Source organism: Nocardia sp. NPDC050408 (genome assembly GCF_044458905.1).
Classification (GTDB): domain Bacteria; phylum Actinomycetota; class Actinomycetes; order Mycobacteriales; family Mycobacteriaceae; genus Nocardia.
On sequence record NZ_JBITIL010000002.1, the window covers coordinates 86,922 to 105,252 of the forward strand.

An 18,331-nucleotide genomic window follows, 5' to 3' on the forward strand; every position below is an offset into this window, starting at 1 on the left:
TCCACGTTTTCCCCGCCGTCGGCGGCCACCCGACGGCTAATGAGTGGAGCTGCCATGTTCGATCCGATCGAATCCACCGTCCGCTTCGGCCGCGGCATCGCGCGGATGACCGCGGGGACGCTGCTCGGCGCCGCGACGGTGGCGTCGGCATTGCTGCACAGCCCGCCAGCGGTCGCCGATGCCGGCGGCGCGGCCGAGCAGCCACGGGGGATGCTATTCGGTTGGCCGCCAACCGAACCCGCGCCCTCGACACAGCCGCTCGGCTTCCGCGGACCGCAGACCGCGATCGTGGTGCTCGGCTACGGACTGCTACCCGATGGCGAGATGCGACCGGAATTGGTCAGCCGGCTGCACGCCGGATATGCGCAGGCCCTGCTGGCTCCGCTGTCACCGATCATCGTGACCGGCGGGAATCCGCGCAACGGTGTCACCGAGGCGCAGGCGATGGCGGATTGGCTTATCGGACACGGCATTCCGGCCGAGCGCATCCATATCGAGCCCGAAGCGGTGTCCACCGCGCAGAATGCCGAACGTTCGGCTCGGGTCATGCACGATATCGGCATGCGTGACGCCGTTGTAGTGACCTCCGCCGACCATATCGACCGAGCCGCAGCTCTTTTCGGCGATGCGGGCGTAGCCGTCGTCGCCACGCTCACTCCGGAAAAGGTACCGCCACTCGTTTGGGAGTTCGGGCCCAGATTCTGAACCACAGCAATACAGGAGCGAATATGAACAATGGCGCCGTTGATGCCGCTACAGATCCTGCGGACCAGGCCCGCACGTTACTCGACCATCGATATCGATCCGCCGCCACCTACGAGGTCGGGCGGGAAAAGATCCGCGAATTCGCACGCGCGACAAAGAATTTCCACCCCGCGCATTGGAGTGAGGAGGCGGCCGCGCAGCTCGGCTTCGGCGGGTTGATCGCCCCGCCGACATTCGCCTCGATAATCCTGCTGCGGGCCCACCGCGAAATACTCGATACCCTCATCACCGGGTACGATTCACACCGGATTCTGCATGCGGACCAGGTGCTCGATATCGGCAGGCCGCTGGTCGCCGGTGACCGGATCACCTGTGATGTCTATTTCGAATCATTCCATCATTTCGCCGATTACGACGTGCTCGCGGTCAAGAGCGTACTGACCGATCAGCACGGCGAGGTGGTGCAGACCGGTTCCACGGCCCTGCTGACGCGCGGCCCCCAGAGTGCCGGGTTGGCGCAGCGGGTCGGCCGGATCGCCATGGATTCCCTCGATGCGCCATATACGCCTGAGATCGTTGTTCCGGCCGAAGGCGACGGTCTCGTGGCACCGATCTCATCTCGGATACCTTGCACCACGGTCGATTTCGAATCGCTATCGGTCGGTACGGAGTTACCGGCCCGGGTCGTTCAGCTGTCGCGCGGTGATCTGGTCGATTACGCCGGGGTGACCGGTGATGCCGATCCGGGGTTGTTCAGCGAGCAAGCCGCCACCGCGAACGGTCTGCCGACCGTCGTCGTCCCCGGCATGCTCAAACTCGGTCTGGCCGCTGGATATCTCGGCGGCTGGCTCGGCGATCCGGCGGCCGCCACCCGATTCCGCGCCCAGTTCGCGCATTACACGCACTATCTGCGTATTCCGCCGTGGCAGGCCAGCGCCATCGAATTCCGTGGCCGGATAACTTCACTCGATACGCATCACCGCAAGGCCACCGTCGCACTGGACGCAAGGTCGCATGGCCGTCGGCTTTTCGGCTACGCCGCCGCGGAAGTCCTATTCCCCGAACGGGGTTGAAGTCCGGTCCCGGTGACGGCAGCCGGCGGGCTGGAGCGCAGCCGCGCGAGTCTGCGATGCGAGTCCAGCCGCGCGGCGCGGTCGTAAGTGCTGGTGTGGACCAGGATTTCGTCCGCGCCGGTGCGCGCGACCAAGGCCGCCAATGCGTCGGCGACCTCGTCCTCGGTGCCGTGGATATGGTCGCGCAGCGCCTCGTCGAAGATCCGTCGTTCCCGGTCGGTCATCGTCATGGATTCGATCTCCGCAGGTGGAATCAGCACCGGAAATTCGCCGCGCGTCCGGGAATACGCGCTCGACCACGCCTCGGGTAGCAATAGCCGATAGGCTTCCTCGGTGGTGTCGGCGATCACGACCGCGCCGGAAACGACGACATACGGTTCGGTTCCCCATGGCGTCGGGCGGAACCCCGCGCGGTAGCGCTCGATCGCCTCGGCCATGCGGTCCGGTCCAGCGATCGAGGCGATAACCAGCGGCAAACCGAAACGCGCTGCCCGTTCCGCGCCGGATCCGGTCGCCAACAGGAATGCGGGTACCCGCAGCCCCTCCGCGGGCCAAGCGTGCACACCCGACTTGCCGCGCGTGAAGTATTCGAGGACATCGGTGAGTTGCTGATCGAAATCGTCGGCATCGCTCTTGCCGTGTCCGAGTGCCCGCCGCACGCCGTCGGTGAAGCCGACCGAGCGGCCGAGCCCCATATCGATCCGTCCCGGATACAGCGATTCCAAGACCCCGAATTGCTCGGCGACGACCAATGGTTGATGGTTCGGCAGCATCACCCCGCCGGTGCCGATCCGGATCCGCGAGGTCGCCGCCGCCGCGGCCGCGGCCAGCACGGTCGGCGCCGAGCCCGCGACCCCGGGCACACTGTGGTGCTCAGAGACCCAGAACCGGTGATATCCCCAGTCCTCGGCCAAGCGCGCGAACTCCACGGTCTCCCGCAGTGCCTCCGGATGGCTCTGACCGCGTCGGACGCGCGAGCGATCCAGGATCGAAAACCGCACCTGATCGAGTTCCGAAGTCATACCTGTGTCAACACCCCGGGCCCCGCCGCATTCCACCGCACGGATGGTTCTGGATGAAAGAATGGAAATCACACCTGCGTAAACTGGTAGCCGGTCCTGCGGTCGTCGACGCGTATCGCGGCTCGGCACGAACGTCGAGCTCGACGTGGAGGCGCGAATGTCGCGGATCGGCCAGTCATTCCAACGTGCGCGCCGTCGCACCACCATCCTGTGGGGCATCACGCTCGCGGCTGTCATCGTATTGGCGGCAACAGCGGTGCTGGTCGCGGTGCGTCACACCGGTCGGGTGGCGAGTGGTGCGTGTCCGGATGATCCGTTGGCGTCGGCTCCCGGCTGGGCGCCGTCGAACGATCGGGTGGACGTGCCGATCGATGTGCATCCGTTCGTCGGCAACGGCTATCTCGGCTTGCGCGTACCGCCGCGCGGCATGGGATACACCGCGACCGATGAGATGACCGGCTGGCCGCTCTACACGCCCGCATACGACGGCGCTTTCGTCGCCGGACTCTATGCGCATACTCCGGGTGTGGCCGATAACCGCGAGGTCGCGGCGGCCATTCCGAACTGGTCCGGATTGTCGGTCGGTGTCGGTACGCACACCTATTCACCCGCCACGCCCGCTGCCCAGATCTCGAACTTCGCACAAACGCTGCACCTGCGTTGTGGACTGGTGCGGACCCGGCTGACCTGGACCGCGCCCGATGGCAAGGCCACCGATCTGGTCTACGACGTACTCACCGACCAGTCGGATCAGCATGTCGGCGCGGTGCACGTCACGTTGGCGCCGCACTGGTCGGGCGAGATGGTCGTCTCCGATCTCGTCGACGGCGCCGGTGCCCGACGAGTCAGCCAGTCCGAGGTGGGCGCTCGCGATGACGACACGATTCGAGTCGGATTTCGTACCGACGGCACCGATGTCGACGGCGATATCGCCTCCGTGCTACGCCCGGGGGCGGGTATCGCTTCGAACGCGATCGAGCCGACACCACCGGGCCGCGATCTCAGTGCGCGCCAGGATGTTCGGTTTCCGGTGCGCGACGGCGGCACGTATCAGGTGACGAAGTTCGTCGGGGTCGACACCACCCGTACCTCGCCTGATCCGGCGGCGACCGCGTTCGAGGCGGCACAGCGCGCCGTGCGGACGGGATGGGCGAACCTGCTCGCGGAAACAGCCGCGGCATGGCGGGTGCGGTGGCGCGGTGATATCGAGGTGCCCGGCCAGCCCGATATGCAGACCTGGGCGCGCGGTGCGTTGTATTCGCTGTACTCCAGCACGAATCCGAAACAGGACAACAGCATTTCGCCCGTCGGGCTCAGCAGCGACAACTATGGCGGCGCGGTGTTCTGGGATGCGGATATCTGGTCGTTCCCCGGATTGCTGCAGCTCGCACCGGAACTGGCGAAATCCGTGGTGGACTACCGCTTTCGGACGTTGCCCGCCGCGCGCGCGAACGCTCAGCGGCTCGGCTACCGCGGTGCATTCTACCCCTGGACCAGCGCGAGCCGTGGCGATCTCGACGAATGCCACAGCTGGGATCCGCCGCACTGCCTGACCCAGATCCATCTGCAAGGCGATGTTTCCCTGGCGGCCTGGCAGTACTACACGGCTACCGGCGACACCGGCTACCTGCGCGAACGCGGCTGGCCGGTGCTGCGCGCACTCGCCGAATTCTGGGCCTCGCGGGTGACGCGCAACGAGGACGGCAGCTATTCGATTCGCAATGTCGCTGGTCCCGACGAGTACAGCAACGGGGTGAACGACGCGGTCTACACCAATGCCGTCGCTGCCCTGGCCCTGCGCAATGCCGCACGTGCGGCTGAGATTCTGGGTGTACCGCGCCCGCCCGAGTGGACCGTTATCGCCGATGGTCTGCGCATGCCGTTCGATGGCAACCAGCGGATATTCGAACAATTCGACGGCTACACCGGCACTCCCATCAAACAGGCCGACACCGTGCTGCTCATCTACCCCCTGGACTGGCCGATGCCGCCGGATGTCGCGGCCAATGTGCTCGAATACTATTCGGAGCGAACGGATCCCGACGGCCCGGCGATGACCGATTCGGTGCATGCTATCGACGCGGCGAAAATCGGCGTCCCCGGTTGCGCCACCGACACCTTCCTCGAACGCGCCGTCCGCCCGTTCGTCCGCGCCCCCTTCGGCCAATTCGCGGAGGCTCGCGGCGCCAAGGTCGGAGCCGAAGACCCGCTCGCCGGTGCGCCCGCCTTCACGTTCGTCACCGCGGCGGGCGGCTTTTTGCAAACCTTCACCAACGGCCTGCTCGGACTGCGCTTCGACACCGACGAAATCCGCATCGCTCCCACGCTTCCACCAGAGCTCCGCGACGGTCTCAGCATCCATGGAATCCATTGGCAGGGCCGAACTTTCGACGCAACCATCGGCGCCGACAAAACCGAACTGACCCTGACCGACGGCCAACCGCTACAAGTCCGAACCGATACCGAAACCCACCGTCTCGACAGCGAACTGACCATCCCGACCCGCCGCCCCGACCGCACCCCCACCGACAACCTCGCCCGCTGCAAACCAGTCACCACCAGCTCCGACGAGCCGGGCAAATACGCCGAAGCCGCCGTCGACGGCACCCCTGCCACCGGCTGGTCCCCCAACGACCCCACCGCAACCCTCACCGTCGACCTAGGCCAGGAAACTCACGTCGACCGAATCCTCCCCCACTGGACCACCCCCACCCCGACCACCTTCACCACCTCCCCCGACAACCAAACCTGGACCCCCATTACCCCCGACCCAACCACCGGTTCCCTCCCCACTCCCCTCTCAACCCGCTACATCCGCCTAGAACTCACCACCCCAACCCCAAACCCCCACCCCATCCTCCAAGAACTCGAAATCACCGGCCCCCGAACCTGACTCGCAACGACCGGTTTTGCGCACCTCACGGCGGGTCGGGCAGGCCGAGCGCCGGTGCGAGCACGCGCCAGGCCCGCGGCAGTTGGGCCTCGAAATCAGGCCAGGTGTGCATGCCCGTCGGGGCGTAATCGACGGTGGCCGGGATATTCAGCTCCGCCAGTCGTGCGGCGAAGCGTTCGGTACACGAGCGCGCCCCGGCTTCGAGGGCCAGACCACCGCCCGCCGTCTTCAGGGCTTCGACAAGCTCCGGGGAGTGCGATACCGCGACGAGGTCGGCGTCGGTCGGCAGGCCGGTCGCCGCGGACAGGTAGATGGTGGTGCCGCGCAACTGCGGAGCGCCGAGCAGGCTGTCATGCGCACTCCACTCCGGTGATCCAGGTGGGCCCCAAAGGTTTTCGACATTGCCGCCGCGCGACGCGACGGTGATCGTGGTGACGGCGCGGCCGAGATCGTCTGCGGTGGAATAACATCCACTCATCCCCGCGACCGCACGGTAGCGCCCTGGATACCGCTGGGCCAGCATCATGGCCGCCTGCGCCCCCATCGACACACCCGCGATCGCCCGCCGCCCATCGGTTTTCAGATACGACTCGATAATCGGCGGCAGCTCGGCGGTGAGAAAAGTTTCCCACCGATTGAGTCCGAGAGTGGCGTCACGCCGCATCCAGTCGCTGTACATGCTCCCGGTACCACCGCTGGTCAACACCACATCGACCGGCTTGTCCGCGAAGAACTCCGCCGCACGCCCCTTGGTCAGCCATCCGGAGACCGCCTCGCCGTCGACGCCATCGAGCAGATACAGCAATGGACGCGGCCCGGAACCGCTGCCGCGCAACACATCCACCGTAATGACCCGACGCATGGCGGCCGAGGCGATGGCGAAACGTTCGTGGCGCGGCCCGACCGTCTCGATGCTGATCGTTCCGGTCCGTGTCATGGCCGGATCAGTGGCGGGCGGCGGATCCGCGAGTGCGGGCACGGACGCCAGCGCGGCGATGAGGGCCATCGCCGCCGCGGTGATCGGTGCTCGAAAACTCATAATACGACGGCGGCTCGCTCTGCCTGTCTGGCCGCGGCGCGGTCGCGCTGCTCCTCGAAACGTGTTGCCTTGATCGCCAACTCGTCGAGAAAGGCGCCGAGTTCGTCGCGGGCGCGTTCGCCGACGTCGGACAGATCGGTGCGTTCGAAGACATTCCAGGCGCGCAGCACCGGCCGCAGCACGACATCCAGGTGCTGGCGTAAGTCGTAGATGCCGTTCTTGGCCAGGATGACCGCATTTCGCCGGAAGTTGGGCTGGGTGAGTCCGGGCATCTGGAACCGCGTGACGATATCGGTTATCGCACGCAGGGCCTCGTCGGGTGCGAGGTCGAGGGCGGCGGCACTGAGGTTGCGGTAGAAGATCATATGCAGGTTCTCGTCGGCGGCAATCCGTTGCAGCATACGCTCTGCGATGGGCTCATCGCAGGCGGCTCCGGTATTTCTGTGACTTATTCTGGTCGCCAGTTCCTGCAGTGTCACATATGCGACCGAGCGAAGGAACTGCGGCCCCTTCTCCGGTTTCTCGACACCCAATGTCATATGCGCCATTCGGGCCTGTTCGAGTGCCACCGGGTCCACCGCGCGGGTGACCACCAGATAATCGCGCATGACGATCGCATGCCGGTTTTCCTCCGCGGTCCAGCGCCCGACCCAGGTGCCCCAGACTCCGTCCAATGAGAACGACTCCGAGATCTCCCGGTGATAGGAGGGCAGATTGTCCTCGGTGAGCAGGTTGGTCACCATGGCGGTCCGCGCGACCTCCGATAGCTTCGATTGTTCCGGATCCCAGTCGAGGCCGCCCATGGCCGCGAAATTCCGGCCGTCATCCCACGGCACATAATCGTGTGGATTCCACGCCTTGGCCTTGTGCAGATGCTCGTCGAGCTGACGTTCGGCGATAGGCTCCAGTTCGCGCAGAATAGCGAGATCGGTCAACGCGTTCGTCACACGTACTCCTTTGTTCACCCCCGAATCGAAGATAGGTGGACTAGTTCAGGCCGAACGAGTGATCAGTCGATCGTTGGGTGAGATGACGACAGGCCGATGACCAGGCTGGAAGCCATCACAACCCGGCAGATCGGCCAGCCGATAGAGCCCCGGCGGGCGCCCCTCGGCGAGGTGCCGGGCGAGCAGTTCCTGCGCCGACCCGGCCAGTTCGGGAATCCGGGCGGTCTCACCGGAGGCCACCACCGCGGTCAGCGGTACCTCAGCGGCATCGCTGACCAGCTCGAGCACATCCGGGGTGAGCGCGAGGGGTGTCATGGCGGATATCTCGTCGATCGGCACCAGGACCGTGCCGCCCTCATCGGACAGCAGCGACAGCGCTCGGGAACCGAGTGGCATCGCCAACGCCGCCTGGACCCGGCGCAGCTTGCGGCGGGCCGCGGACGCAGCACCGAGTCCGGGTCTTCGCTCGTCCGGATGCGCGGGAATCGCGAGGGCGACCACCTGGTAGGACGCGGCGACACTGATACCGGCGCGCCCGGCCAACCGTGCGACGCCATGCCCGCTGAGCAGGGCCGATACCAGGGTTTGCGCGGCGGTCTGCTGTTCCCGAGCGACCTGGCGGTGTTCGTCCAGATAGGCCGTCGACGCCGCCGTCGTCACCATTTCCAGCACGCGCACGATCAATCCCGCCGCGGCCGCCACCTGATCGGCATCCTCGTCCGCCGCCTGTTCGGCGAGAAATTCCAGCCCGACGCGCACCCCGTCGTGATAGGCGTCCAGCACAGTTTCCAGCGCTACCCCCTCACGCGCCCACCGTGCGGCCGATCCGGTGATCATCGCGGGCTGCTCGGCAACCGGAGCCAACTGCGGTTCGAGTACTTGCGCAGCCTCGGCCACGCAGGTCCGTGTGATAGTACCGAGATCTCCGCGCTGCGTGGCTCGGGCCTGAAAAGTCAAATATTCGACCAGTTTCGATTCCAGACTCGTACTTCCCGAGCCAGCCTGTTTGCCCACCATGACTCTGAAAGGCTAGCGGCGTTCGGACGGAAATCGAATGCCTGGTCCGGTAATTAGGAAAGTCATCACACCGCACCGACAAGCTTGGGCGAAATCACAAGCAGCTGAGCGATTCTCATCGGAATATTTCGGTAATTCGGATGATCGGATATGCTCGGTGCGACCGGAGTGCACCCCCGGGACACTGACGTGAGTGCGCCACCCTGGTACGACGGCTGTAACACCGGGCGACAATCCACCGACGGCATCGAGGACAGCCACCGGCGAACCCACAAGCTGTCCCGTGACCAAATTTGAATCCCTGTGCTGCGGGTCGTGTGCCCGATAGCACCGAGCGCCTTGTACCGTTCCGTTCGGTGAACCCGGACAGTGCAAGGCGACGAGTCGAAGGATGGCATCAGACCATATGAGCGGCACGCGAGAAAAGCTGGAGGAACTCCGGGACATCCTGGAGATCGCCGAGGAACCCGCTGGCGAGACCGGTATCGCGAAACGCAAGACCAAGGGCATACCGAGTGCACGCGAGCGCGTACGCATGCTGCTGGACCAGGGCTCCTTCGTGGAAATGGGCGCGCTGGTGCGCCAGCCGGGCAGCACTGAAGGCATGTACGGCGACGGTGTGGTCACCGGCCGCGGTTACATCGACGGCCGGCCGGTCGTCGTGATCGCCCACGACCAGACCGTGTACGGCGGCTCGGTCGGCGAGATGTTCGGCCGAAAGGTCGCCGCCGCAATGGAATTCGCGCAGGAGAACGCCTGCCCGGTGGTGTCGATCAACGATTCCGGCGGCGCCCGTATCCAGGAGGCGGTCACCTCGCTGGCCTGGTACGCATTGATGTGCCGACGCCAGGAGGATCTGTCCGGCTTCGTGCCGATGGTCGCGGTCATGCTCGGCAAATGCGCGGCCGGTTCGGTATACGGCCCGGTCAATATGGATGTGCTGGTCGCGACCGAGAAATCGTATATGTTCGTCACCGGCCCGGAGGTGATCAAGGGCGTGACGGGCGAGGTGGTCAGCGCCGACGATCTCGGCGGCGCCGCCGCCCTGCAGGCCAACGGCACGGTGCACCATGTCGCCGCCGACGAGCAGGCCGCCTTCGATTGGGTCCGCGGCTATCTGAGCTACCTGCCGTCGAGCTGCCTCGAACAGGCTCCGGTGGTGAATCCGGGACTGGAACCGGAGATCACCGCCCACGACCTCGAGTTGAACTCGATCATTCCGGATTCCGACCGGTCCGGTTATGACATGCACGAGGTGCTACTGCGCATCTTCGATGACGGTGATTTCCACGAGATCAGCGCTGGTACCGCCCAGAACCTGATCACCGGATTCGCCAGGGTCGACGGTCGCAGTGTTGGCGTGGTCGCCAATCAGCCGCAGGTACTCGGCGGCGCACTGGACGGACTGTGCTCGGATAAGGCCGCATATTTCATCCGCCTGTGCGATGCCTTCGGCCTGCCGCTGATCTTCGTCGTCGACACCCCTGGTGTGCTGCCCGGTCTCGAGGAGGAACGCAACGGCGTAATCAAGCGCGGCGGCCGGTTCTTCCGCGCGGTGATCGAGGCCACCGTGCCGATCGTCTCGATCGTGACGCGCAAGGCCTACGGCGGCGGCTATGCGGTGATGGGCTGCAAGCCGCTGGGCGCGGACCTGGCTCTGGCCTGGCCGACGGCACAGATCGCGGTCATGGGCGCCGAGAGCATGGTCGGCATCATCGGCCGCAGGCAGCTGGAGGCGACCCCGCCCGAACAGCGCGCCACCGTGCGTCAGCAGATGATCGATTTCTACAATGCCACCGTGGCCACCCCGTGGACGGCAGCCGAACGCGGCTACATCGATGCCGTGGTCGAGCCGTCGCAGACCCGGCTGGAGATCCGCAAGGCGCTGCGCCTGCTGCGCGAGAAGGGCGCGGTCAGGAAGCACAACCCGCGCAAGCACAGCCTCTTCCCCGTCTAGGCCCAGTTTGTGTTGTGTCACAGTGCAAACGTGCATCGGTCGTGTGATATCCGAGGTTCGTTCGCACGCCGCGCGGCCCGATAGCGCTGTGTCCTAACGTCATCCGTGCCCGACCCGTGTTCGCCGCACGACAGCCGGGCGCGCGGCGTGCCCACCGAGAGTGTCCCTACCCATTCCGAGTGGGTGCGCCGCACTTGCGCACTAGGCTTGATCCGGACGTGTCCCGTGATTGCCCCAAATGCGTTCCACCGTGGCCCATTCGGCCTCCCACAACCGGGCCCTGCGTCGGTCGAGCGCGCGGCGCAGCAGTGCATAGCCGCAGCCGAAGCAGACCGCTATCCCGAAGACCATGCCGGTGCTGATCAGCAGTGCCTTGCTCAGTGCCCGGGTATCCGACGGCGGCTCGGTGACCTTGCCCGAACCGTCGAGCCAAATCTTCACCGTGGCACCGGCTTTCATCACTCCGGTGGCCTGGTAGTCACCGGTATGCGTGACACCCTCGGCGTCGCGCCACTGCACCCGGGCCGGGGTGATGGGCGCGTAGAGCGGTGCCTTGCCGACCTCGATCACCGTCGCGTCGACCTCGTGCAACCGTGCCGCTTCGGCCCGCGCGATGCGATCTTCGGTCTGGTAGATCCGGCCGCCGACCGCCATCGACAGCAGCGGAGCGCTGATCAGGAACAACAGCGCGAGCACCGCGGCGACCGCCAGTTGCAGACGATCCTCACGGCGGCGCATCGGATTTCGATCCAGGCCGACCCGGCGACAGGTGCGGCGGACGACGCTCGGTGACCCGGTTGCTGTGGTCATGACGATGACACCTCGCTCTGGAATTCAGCTGTCAGCCCGTGAAGGGTGTCGAAGAATGTGTCGATGAGATCAGGTAATCCGTCGGTGTCGGTGCCCGCGCCCCAGACCTGCAGGGCGGCGATGAGCAGTCCGGTCCCCGCCGCGACGGCTGCCTCCGGGCGCCGATCCACCGCGGGATCGACACCGAGTCTGGCGGCGATGATCCGCACAGATTCACGCTGCCCGTCGAGTCGGATGCGCTGATAGCCGGCGGCCAGCGTGGGTTCCGCCTCGAAGCGTTGGAACAGCGCCCAGCGCCTGGCCAAGCGCGCCACCTTCGGACCGGTATGTTCGGTGGCCAGCCAGTCGTGCAGGGCATTGCGGTAGGCGACCAGCGGCGACTCGCGCGCGGGGCGGCGGCACAGCGCCTCGTTGAACAGGTGCACGTCCTGATCGATTTCACCGAGTACGGCATCCTCGATGGAAGAGAAATGACGACTGAAGGTCCGCCGGGTGACCCCGGCGCGCTCGGCTATGTCCTCGACGGCCACCGAACCCAACCCGCGCTCGTTGAGCAGGTCGAATGCGGCGCGCGACATTGCCGCGCGACTGCGGAGCGTGCGCAGCCGACGGCCGTCGAGGTCGAGGTCGACTTCGTCGTCGATACCCATACCGGCAGTCTACGCCCTATTGTCCCATCGGGACATTAGTTCGGTGTGATCAGCATCAGGGTTTACGTGCCAGGCCGGTGACAATGAGCTGCTCCCAGACAGTGAGCTCACGGCCGACGGTGCCGACCGATGCCGCGTCGCCCGCGGGCGCATCTGGTCGCCACTGCGCCGATGGGACGATATCGGGCTCCAGGACTTCCAGGTCGCCGAAGAGGCCACGGATCTCCTCGGTGTCGCGCCAGCGGCCGCGCCCGAAGGTGGACTGCAGTTTCTGTTCGGCGGCGGTGGTCTCCGAATTGTGGCCGGAGCGGAAGTGCGTGATGAATACGTGGCTGCCGGACGAAATCTGGTCGTTCCAGAAGCGCACCACGGCGGCTGGATCCTCGTCGTCGTTGAAGTGGTGCAGGATCGAACTGAAGATGACGCCGACGGGCTGCTCGAAATCGATCAGCCGAGCGACATCCGGATGGTCGCGGATCGATTCGGGGGCGCGGGCGTCGGCCTGGATCACTGTGGTGTTCTTATCGGTGACCAGCAGCGCGCGGCCATGTGCGAGCACGATCGGATCGCGGTCGACGTAGACGACCCGGGCGTCGGTGACGTACCGCTTCGCGACCTGATGCACATTGTCGGCGGTCGGCAGGCCGCTGCCGAAGTCGATGAACTGCCGCATACCCGCCCGGGCCATATCGCGCACCCCGCGGATCAGCGCCAGCCTGCTGGTGAAGGCGATCGCCACCGAACCAGGCAGGTTCATCTTGAAGTGATCACCGATCTCCTGGTCGACGAGATAGTTGTCCCTACCGCCGAGCAGATAGTCATAGACCCTGGCGATACTCGGTTTGCTCTGATCGATCTCCCGGTCCAGCCGAGTTGGGGGCGCGGCATCGTCGGTCATTGTCAACACCTTCGTCCACGGGACCTGTGCGGTTCCTATCGTATGAGACCCGGCATCACACCGTACGCACTTGACGAACCCGGCGTCGCACCCGTACCACGCCGAGTTCGGTTGTCCCGCTTATTGTTTTCGGCGTATCAGCGCGGGTCACCCGGCGCCGCTGGATGATCGACCGTCTCCGGATGCCGTTCACACAGGGCGCGCAGCAATCCAGGGGTGTACTCCGGTGGCGCGGCATGGACCGATAGTTGATTGGCCACCGCGCGATACGCGTCGAGGTCGGCGGTCTTGTCCAGATACAGCGCACTGGTGAGTTGCTGCAGATAGACGATGTCGGGGAGATCGGCTTCGGTGAAGCGCAACATGGTGAACGCACCCTCCGCCAACGCCGGACCGCCGACATGATCGGGCAGCACCTGCACGGTGATATGCGGCTCCTCGGCGATGCGCAGCAAATGCTCGAGTTGGGCACGCCACACCGTCGACCCACCGATCGGCCGGCGCAGCGCCGCCTCCTCGACGATCAACCACAGCTGCGGCGGATGCGGGCGACGCAATATCTCTTGACGGCGCAACCGCAGCGCGACCCGCCGCGCGATCGCCTCCGCCGATTCGGCCGGATGCGCCATGGAAAGCAATGCCCGCGCGTAGTCGGCGGTCTGCAGCAGTTCCGGCACCGCCCTCGGCTCGTAGCCGCGGATCAGCTTGGCGGCCTGCTCGAGTCCGAGATAGGTGTCGAACCACTTCGGCAACCAGTCGCTGTCGCGATGCCACCAGCCAGAGGCGTTGGCCTGACGCGCGAGTTCCTTGAACTCCTCGCGCTCTTGCGGGTCGGTGACCCGGTAGAGCGTAAGCAGATCGAGCAGATCGCGTTCCCGGAAACCAGTGCGGCCCAATTCGAGTCGGCTGATCTTGGAATGCGAACCGCGGATCGCCTCGCCGGCATCCTCGCGGGAGATGCCACAGGCCTCACGCAGCCGTCGCATCCGACTGCCGAGCATCATCCGCAGCACGGTCGGCCCACCGTCGGCAGCAGGGTTCTTGCCGGAAAATGAATGTCGCACTTCCGAAGCACGCATTCGACGAGTCTGCCATGAAATAGCCGCACCGCACTAGAACCAAAATGCCCCATTTCCACAAGCATTCGTACATCTGCAAGTACATTGCGGAACCTCCCCGGTTCAGCGCAGTAGCACCTCCGCGGTTGCCCGACCGAACAGCTTGCGACCGTCGGAGATCGCGGTGAGTGCGATGGTCGCCGCGCGGCGGTCCGGATCCAATGCCTTGACCCGCCCGCGGAATTCGACCTCGCACTGCAGGGTCGCCGAGACGGGGGCGAATCCGGCGAACCGCACACCGTATTCGCTGATCGCGGCCGGATCGCCGAGCCAGTCGGTGAGATAGCTCGCGCCGAGCCCCATGGTCAGCAGGCCGTGCGAGACCACACCGGGCAGTCCCGCGGCAACCGCGACATGCTCGCTGAAGTGGATCGGATTCGAATCACCCGATACCCCGGCATAATTCACCAGATCACCGCGCGAGAGCGGCACGACGCGGACGGGCAGTTCGGTACCGACCCGCAGTTCGTCGAACGCCAGCCCGCACGGCACGCGCACCGGAGTCTGGTCCACACCACCATCGGGCAACACCTCGTCGAAGCATTCGACCATGCCGCCGTCCAACGCATGCCGCGGCAGCCGCCGGGTCGCGTCCTGCCGCTGCGACAGCGCCTCGCCGCTCATGATGACGCCATCGACCGCGGTGACCAGTTCGGTGGCCACCTCAGCGCCGGTGCGGGCCACCACGGTGGTGTGCGCGGTCTGCAGCAGTTCCTTGTACTGGTTGGTCAGCACATTCCGGATGACCATGAAGTCCATATCGCTGAACTGCCGGAACGATTCGACATAGGAGTCGCAACGCAGTTGGTCACCGGCGACGAGTGGCCGGTGCGCCCGGATACTCTGCTCGGTCTGCAGCACCTGGCTGAAGTCGTAACCGCTCAGCACCGAATCGAACATCTTGCGCTGGAGCAGCAGCCAGATGATCGAAGAGAAGGTGGGCGGTGCGATGAGTCCGTCGTAGCCGAGCTCCCATGCCGCCTGCTCCTGCCAGTGCGCGGGGTGGCCGCCCCGAACCGCCCGGGCGAATTCACGAATTTTCTCCCGTCCGACCTCGTAATGGTCGGACATCCGATAGTGGCGCCCCACCATCGCGCTGGCTTGTTCAGATCCACTCAAAACCGTCACGTGTCATAAATCGCTACCCCGATGTCAGGCGCAACACTAATAGCTGATCGCCATGAATCTCTTAACATTCATCGGGCGCGGGGGCGCCCTGCAGGCGCTGATCCAGCCAGATCATCGCCTCCGGATAGCCGAGTGCCCCGGCGATGATGTGTTCACCGAGAACGCTGCGATAAACGGCCGAGACTCCGAGCCCGCACTGCTCCCGGTAGAGGTTGCGCGCGCCCTCGGCCGGAATCCAGAATTCCTGCTCACCGTTGTAGATGTAGAGCGGTGTCGCGGACTTGATGCCCCCCATGCGCGTCACGTCATAAATCTCGGTGGCGACCTCGGAGTGCAGCGGATCCGGAATCTTGGCGGCGATGTCAATCGGCAGCATCAGCAACCCGACCGCACCGAATACGCTGCCACACAGGTCTTTCAGCGGTGACGTAGCCGCCCACTGCGCCAGATTGTTCATACTGGCCAGGACCTCCGGACGCTCCCGGCCGACGCCGAAGGTCGCGGCCAGGAAGACCCCCGAGGCGAGGTTGCCGTTCATGCTGCGCCCAAGGATTTCGTAGTCGGCGGGCACACCACCGAGCGCGGCACCGACGATCGATCCGGCCAATTCCGGCGCGTAGCTGTCGATCAGCTTGACGGCGCCCTTAGTGGCGATGGCGCCGCCGGAGTAGCCGGTCATACCGAATCGGCTGTCGCCGAATTCGTCGGGGCGCAATCCGCGCACCGCGCGAATGGCATCGAGCACGGCGTGTCCGGCGACGTAGGGCTCCGCGTAGGCCATCCACGGTCCCTCGTGGTCCGGGATCAGCACCGCGTATCCACGCAGTGCCGCCAATTGCGTTGTGGGCGGCAAGAAGTCGGTGATGCTGGTATTGCGTGACCAGCCGTGCGAGAAGGTGTAGCTCGGCGTGCAGTCCCGGCCGAGCGCGTCGATCGGCAGGTTGTTCACCACGACCGGCCTGTTACCCGGACCGGGCCATGCGGTGGCCGGAATGATCAGTGTCGCGGTGGCATACGAGGCCGCACCCCGCGAATCGGTGGTGCGGTATTTCAGCAGTAGAGCCTGCCGCATCGGCACCAGCACCAGCGGCGCGGCCGTCACGCTGACATCGCGCACCTCCACGAGCTCACCCGGCGCGTAATCCTCCAGATTCGCCGGCCAGGCGTCGAAGATGGGGTCACCAATGGCGCTCGGCGCCGAGGCTTGACGCAGGGCGGCCAGCGCAGGGGACAGGCTGGTGGCCTCCTGCATCGGACCCGAAAGATGCGTCCCGGCAGCGATCGGTGGCGGCGGGATGACACTATCGATCCACTGCTGCAGATCCGGCAGTATCGAAGCGACATCGGTCGGAATCGGCAAAGCGGGCAGGCCAGGAATCGCGGGCGGCGGTTCGGCCGCCGCCTCCCCCATCGCGACCGGACACACCAGCACTAGCGCGAAAACGATGACACGCAAACAGCTCATTGACACATGCCCCAGGGTGCGACGACGGGTTCCCTGGCGCCCGGGGTTTTATGGTGCCTTCGACCCCGAAATGCCCCTGAGTACCGAGGCCAGAAAGTCAGGCTAACCGAGACGACCGGCCCGGATACCTCACTGTGCCCGAGTTGTGTGTGTCATGTCGCCGAATCGCAACAATCCGAGCCGAATCCGCTTGTCCAGCAACGCTGATCCGGCTCGGTCACGATCCGGCATCCGCCGGATCGCACCAGTTCGTTCGTGCTCGTTATCAACAGTTGCTCGGCGCGACCTCCCCTCGGAATCGCGCGTCCAACCAGTTCATCGCCGCCGGAATGCCCAGGACCGCGGCGGTGAGGTGGTCGGGAACCGGGATCTGCTCGGACTGCACCCGCGCCCCGGCCGCGCACCAGCGCTTATCGGTATTCACCACCGCATCGACCGGAATGAGTCCATCGATCGGCGAGTGCCATTCGAAGATCGGCGTTTTCGGCACGCCGTCGTAGAGTTCGAGGCTGTTCTCCTCGACCACCGCGCGTGCGGAGGCATCATTGATCATCGAGGTCGACTTCGCGAAGTCCAGTGCCCCGCGCCCGGCGCCCGTGGCCAGGATGTCATTGGTGCAGCTGTTGGCGATCGCGGCCCGCGCGGCGAGTCCGCGCTCATTCAGTTGGTCACTGAGCGGGAAGCGGTCCGGATACTCCCGCTCCAGGCCGAGTCCGGCCGCCAAGGCTAGTCCGAAGACCGGATGCGAGTTCAAACCGAGGGTCTCCAGCATGGTCACCAGATTCATCGGCACACCGCCCATCGCGGCTCCGGCGATCTCCAGATCCGGCGCGTACTTCGGCGCCAGGGCGGCTGCCCATGCGGTGGCCATACCGCCGCCCGAATACCCGATCATCGACACCGGGCTCTGCTGCGCCTGCAGTTCGGCGACCTGCTTCACCGCGCGGATACCGTCGAGGGTGATCATGCCGCCCAATTTGGCCGCGCCGTAAGCGAAATTCGGACCGAGGTGATCCGGCAGCGCGACGCTCCAGCCGCGCGAGAGCAGCACATTCCAGCCCGGCGCCTCCCGGACGATGAGGTTCGGATCGCCGGTGTAGAGCACCCGCGATACCGAGCACTCGGCGCCGAGCCCGTTGATGATGTGCTGGTAGGAGAGCAAGGGGCCGTCCGGGGCGTGCGACTTCGGAGTGAGCACCGTGGTGGTCGCCGCGATCGGCTGACCTTCGGAGCTGGTGGAGCGGAAGCGCACGACGGTCACGGTGGTATCCGGGAAGATCGCCAGCGGCGGCATCACCCGCGTCGCGATCACATCACCGGGTTTCTTATCCGCCAGATCGGGCGGGGTTGCATAGAAGGGGTCGGGATCAGGGGCGGGATACAGGGGTGTGGTGTGGGCGGCGCCTGCGGTCGCCGTCAACACCATCAGCAGACCGATCGTCATGGCCAGCGACTGTTTGCCGGTCGCTCGAATCACACCGTGGAGTGCGCGAATCGGTCTACGTAGGGCCTGTCTCATCGACGTATTGCCTCCGGGAGAGAGTTTGGTCCAACGTTGCGAACATAGTCGACCACGATTGCCGCGAAGGCAAAGGGCAAGCGAAATGTT

At 65.5% G+C, this 18,331-nt stretch carries 15 protein-coding genes; 4 read left to right on the forward strand and 11 right to left on the reverse strand.

Features of this window, described 5'->3' with window-relative positions:
• Nucleotides 1-54 precede the first annotated feature (54 nt).
• Together ACIBJI_RS05150 and ACIBJI_RS05155 are read left to right on the forward strand one after the other, a co-directional pair.
• Nucleotides 55-705 (forward strand): YdcF family protein, encoded by a 651-nt coding sequence (locus ACIBJI_RS05150; protein WP_364340604.1) that lies wholly within the window; start codon nt 55-57, stop codon nt 703-705.
• A 23-nt stretch (nt 706-728) separates the two neighbouring features.
• Nucleotides 729-1,778: a fused (3R)-hydroxyacyl-ACP dehydratase subunits HadA/HadB gene (locus tag ACIBJI_RS05155; protein ID WP_364340602.1), complete on the forward strand. Its 1,050-nt coding sequence runs from the start codon at nt 729-731 to the stop codon at nt 1,776-1,778.
• Here the strand turns inward: ACIBJI_RS05155 and ACIBJI_RS05160 are convergent.
• Entirely contained in the window at nt 1,739-2,800 is a 1,062-nt protein-coding gene (locus tag ACIBJI_RS05160; RefSeq protein WP_364340600.1) for an LLM class flavin-dependent oxidoreductase, read from the reverse strand. The two genes, ACIBJI_RS05155 and ACIBJI_RS05160, sit on opposite strands and share 40 nt — an antisense overlap.
• Before the next feature lie 157 nt (nt 2,801-2,957).
• Here ACIBJI_RS05160 and ACIBJI_RS05165 point away from each other — a divergent pair, with 157 nt between their 5' ends.
• On the forward strand, nt 2,958-5,693 hold the full coding sequence (locus ACIBJI_RS05165; protein ID WP_397083125.1) for a discoidin domain-containing protein: 2,736 nt from the start codon (nt 2,958-2,960) through the stop codon (nt 5,691-5,693).
• A gap of 25 nt (nt 5,694-5,718) precedes the next feature.
• Here the strand turns inward: ACIBJI_RS05165 and ACIBJI_RS05170 are convergent, their stop codons facing one another.
• From ACIBJI_RS05170 to ACIBJI_RS05180, 3 genes are read right to left on the reverse strand one after another with little or no spacing between them, the layout of a single operon-like run.
• Nucleotides 5,719-6,732 carry an alpha/beta hydrolase gene (locus ACIBJI_RS05170; protein ID WP_397083127.1) on the reverse strand — a complete coding sequence of 338 codons (1,014 nt, stop codon included), beginning with the start codon at nt 6,730-6,732 and terminating at the stop codon, nt 5,719-5,721.
• Nucleotides 6,729-7,679: an acyl-ACP desaturase gene (locus tag ACIBJI_RS05175; protein WP_364340594.1), complete on the reverse strand. Its 951-nt coding sequence runs from the start codon at nt 7,677-7,679 to the stop codon at nt 6,729-6,731. Before ACIBJI_RS05175 ends, ACIBJI_RS05170 begins: the two co-directional genes overlap by 4 nt.
• Before the next feature lie 45 nt (nt 7,680-7,724).
• Nucleotides 7,725-8,576, reverse strand: a complete 852-nt coding sequence (locus tag ACIBJI_RS05180; RefSeq protein WP_397083129.1) for a transcriptional regulator — start codon at nt 8,574-8,576, stop codon at nt 7,725-7,727.
• Between the two features lie 526 nt (nt 8,577-9,102).
• Here ACIBJI_RS05180 and ACIBJI_RS05185 point away from each other — a divergent pair.
• Nucleotides 9,103-10,653, forward strand: coding sequence for an acyl-CoA carboxylase subunit beta (locus ACIBJI_RS05185; RefSeq protein WP_397083131.1), 1,551 nt, complete (start codon nt 9,103-9,105; stop codon nt 10,651-10,653).
• A gap of 201 nt (nt 10,654-10,854) precedes the next feature.
• Here the strand turns inward: ACIBJI_RS05185 and ACIBJI_RS05190 are convergent, their stop codons facing one another.
• The 7 genes from ACIBJI_RS05190 to ACIBJI_RS05220 form a co-directional block, all read right to left on the reverse strand.
• Nucleotides 10,855-11,463, reverse strand: coding sequence for a hypothetical protein (locus tag ACIBJI_RS05190; RefSeq protein WP_364340588.1), 609 nt, complete (start codon nt 11,461-11,463; stop codon nt 10,855-10,857).
• Nucleotides 11,460-12,113 (reverse strand): helix-turn-helix domain-containing protein, encoded by a 654-nt coding sequence (locus ACIBJI_RS05195; RefSeq protein ID WP_364340586.1) that lies wholly within the window; start codon nt 12,111-12,113, stop codon nt 11,460-11,462. Before ACIBJI_RS05195 ends, ACIBJI_RS05190 begins: the two co-directional genes overlap by 4 nt.
• A gap of 55 nt (nt 12,114-12,168) precedes the next feature.
• Entirely contained in the window at nt 12,169-13,011 is an 843-nt protein-coding gene (locus tag ACIBJI_RS05200) for an SAM-dependent methyltransferase (RefSeq protein ID WP_397083133.1), read from the reverse strand.
• A 137-nt stretch (nt 13,012-13,148) separates the two neighbouring features.
• Nucleotides 13,149-14,090: a helix-turn-helix domain-containing protein gene (locus ACIBJI_RS05205; protein WP_397083135.1), complete on the reverse strand. Its 942-nt coding sequence runs from the start codon at nt 14,088-14,090 to the stop codon at nt 13,149-13,151.
• A gap of 102 nt (nt 14,091-14,192) precedes the next feature.
• Nucleotides 14,193-15,221 (reverse strand): fused (3R)-hydroxyacyl-ACP dehydratase subunits HadA/HadB, encoded by a 1,029-nt coding sequence (locus ACIBJI_RS05210; RefSeq protein WP_397083724.1) that lies wholly within the window; start codon nt 15,219-15,221, stop codon nt 14,193-14,195.
• A 97-nt stretch (nt 15,222-15,318) separates the two neighbouring features.
• Nucleotides 15,319-16,722, reverse strand: a complete 1,404-nt coding sequence (locus tag ACIBJI_RS05215; RefSeq protein WP_396955262.1) for a lipase family protein — start codon at nt 16,720-16,722, stop codon at nt 15,319-15,321.
• A gap of 265 nt (nt 16,723-16,987) precedes the next feature.
• Nucleotides 16,988-18,166 (reverse strand): lipase family protein, encoded by a 1,179-nt coding sequence (locus ACIBJI_RS05220; protein WP_396955261.1) that lies wholly within the window; start codon nt 18,164-18,166, stop codon nt 16,988-16,990.
• Nucleotides 18,167-18,331 lie beyond the last annotated feature (165 nt).

Bases quoted from the DNA above. Each gene is read 5' to 3' on its own strand.
- ACIBJI_RS05190 (WP_364340588.1), bottom strand. From the start codon at position 11,463: ATGACCACAGCAACCGGGTCACCGAGCGTCGTCCGCCGCACCTGTCGC.
- ACIBJI_RS05160 (WP_364340600.1), bottom strand. From the start codon at position 2,800: ATGACTTCGGAACTCGATCAGGTGCGGTTTTCGATCCTGGATCGCTCG.
- ACIBJI_RS05210 (WP_397083724.1), bottom strand. From the start codon at position 15,221: ATGGTGGGGCGCCACTATCGGATGTCCGACCATTACGAGGTCGGACGG.
- ACIBJI_RS05215 (WP_396955262.1), bottom strand. From the start codon at position 16,722: ATGAGCTGTTTGCGTGTCATCGTTTTCGCGCTAGTGCTGGTGTGTCCG.
- ACIBJI_RS05150 (WP_364340604.1), top strand. From the start codon at position 55: ATGTTCGATCCGATCGAATCCACCGTCCGCTTCGGCCGCGGCATCGCG.
- ACIBJI_RS05165 (WP_397083125.1), top strand. From the start codon at position 2,958: ATGTCGCGGATCGGCCAGTCATTCCAACGTGCGCGCCGTCGCACCACC.
- ACIBJI_RS05185 (WP_397083131.1), top strand. From the start codon at position 9,103: ATGAGCGGCACGCGAGAAAAGCTGGAGGAACTCCGGGACATCCTGGAG.
- ACIBJI_RS05155 (WP_364340602.1), top strand. From the start codon at position 729: ATGAACAATGGCGCCGTTGATGCCGCTACAGATCCTGCGGACCAGGCC.
- ACIBJI_RS05220 (WP_396955261.1), bottom strand. From the start codon at position 18,166: ATGACGATCGGTCTGCTGATGGTGTTGACGGCGACCGCAGGCGCCGCC.
- ACIBJI_RS05200 (WP_397083133.1), bottom strand. From the start codon at position 13,011: ATGACCGACGATGCCGCGCCCCCAACTCGGCTGGACCGGGAGATCGAT.
- ACIBJI_RS05195 (WP_364340586.1), bottom strand. From the start codon at position 12,113: ATGGGTATCGACGACGAAGTCGACCTCGACCTCGACGGCCGTCGGCTG.
- ACIBJI_RS05205 (WP_397083135.1), bottom strand. From the start codon at position 14,090: ATGCGTGCTTCGGAAGTGCGACATTCATTTTCCGGCAAGAACCCTGCT.
- ACIBJI_RS05170 (WP_397083127.1), bottom strand. From the start codon at position 6,732: ATGAGTTTTCGAGCACCGATCACCGCGGCGGCGATGGCCCTCATCGCC.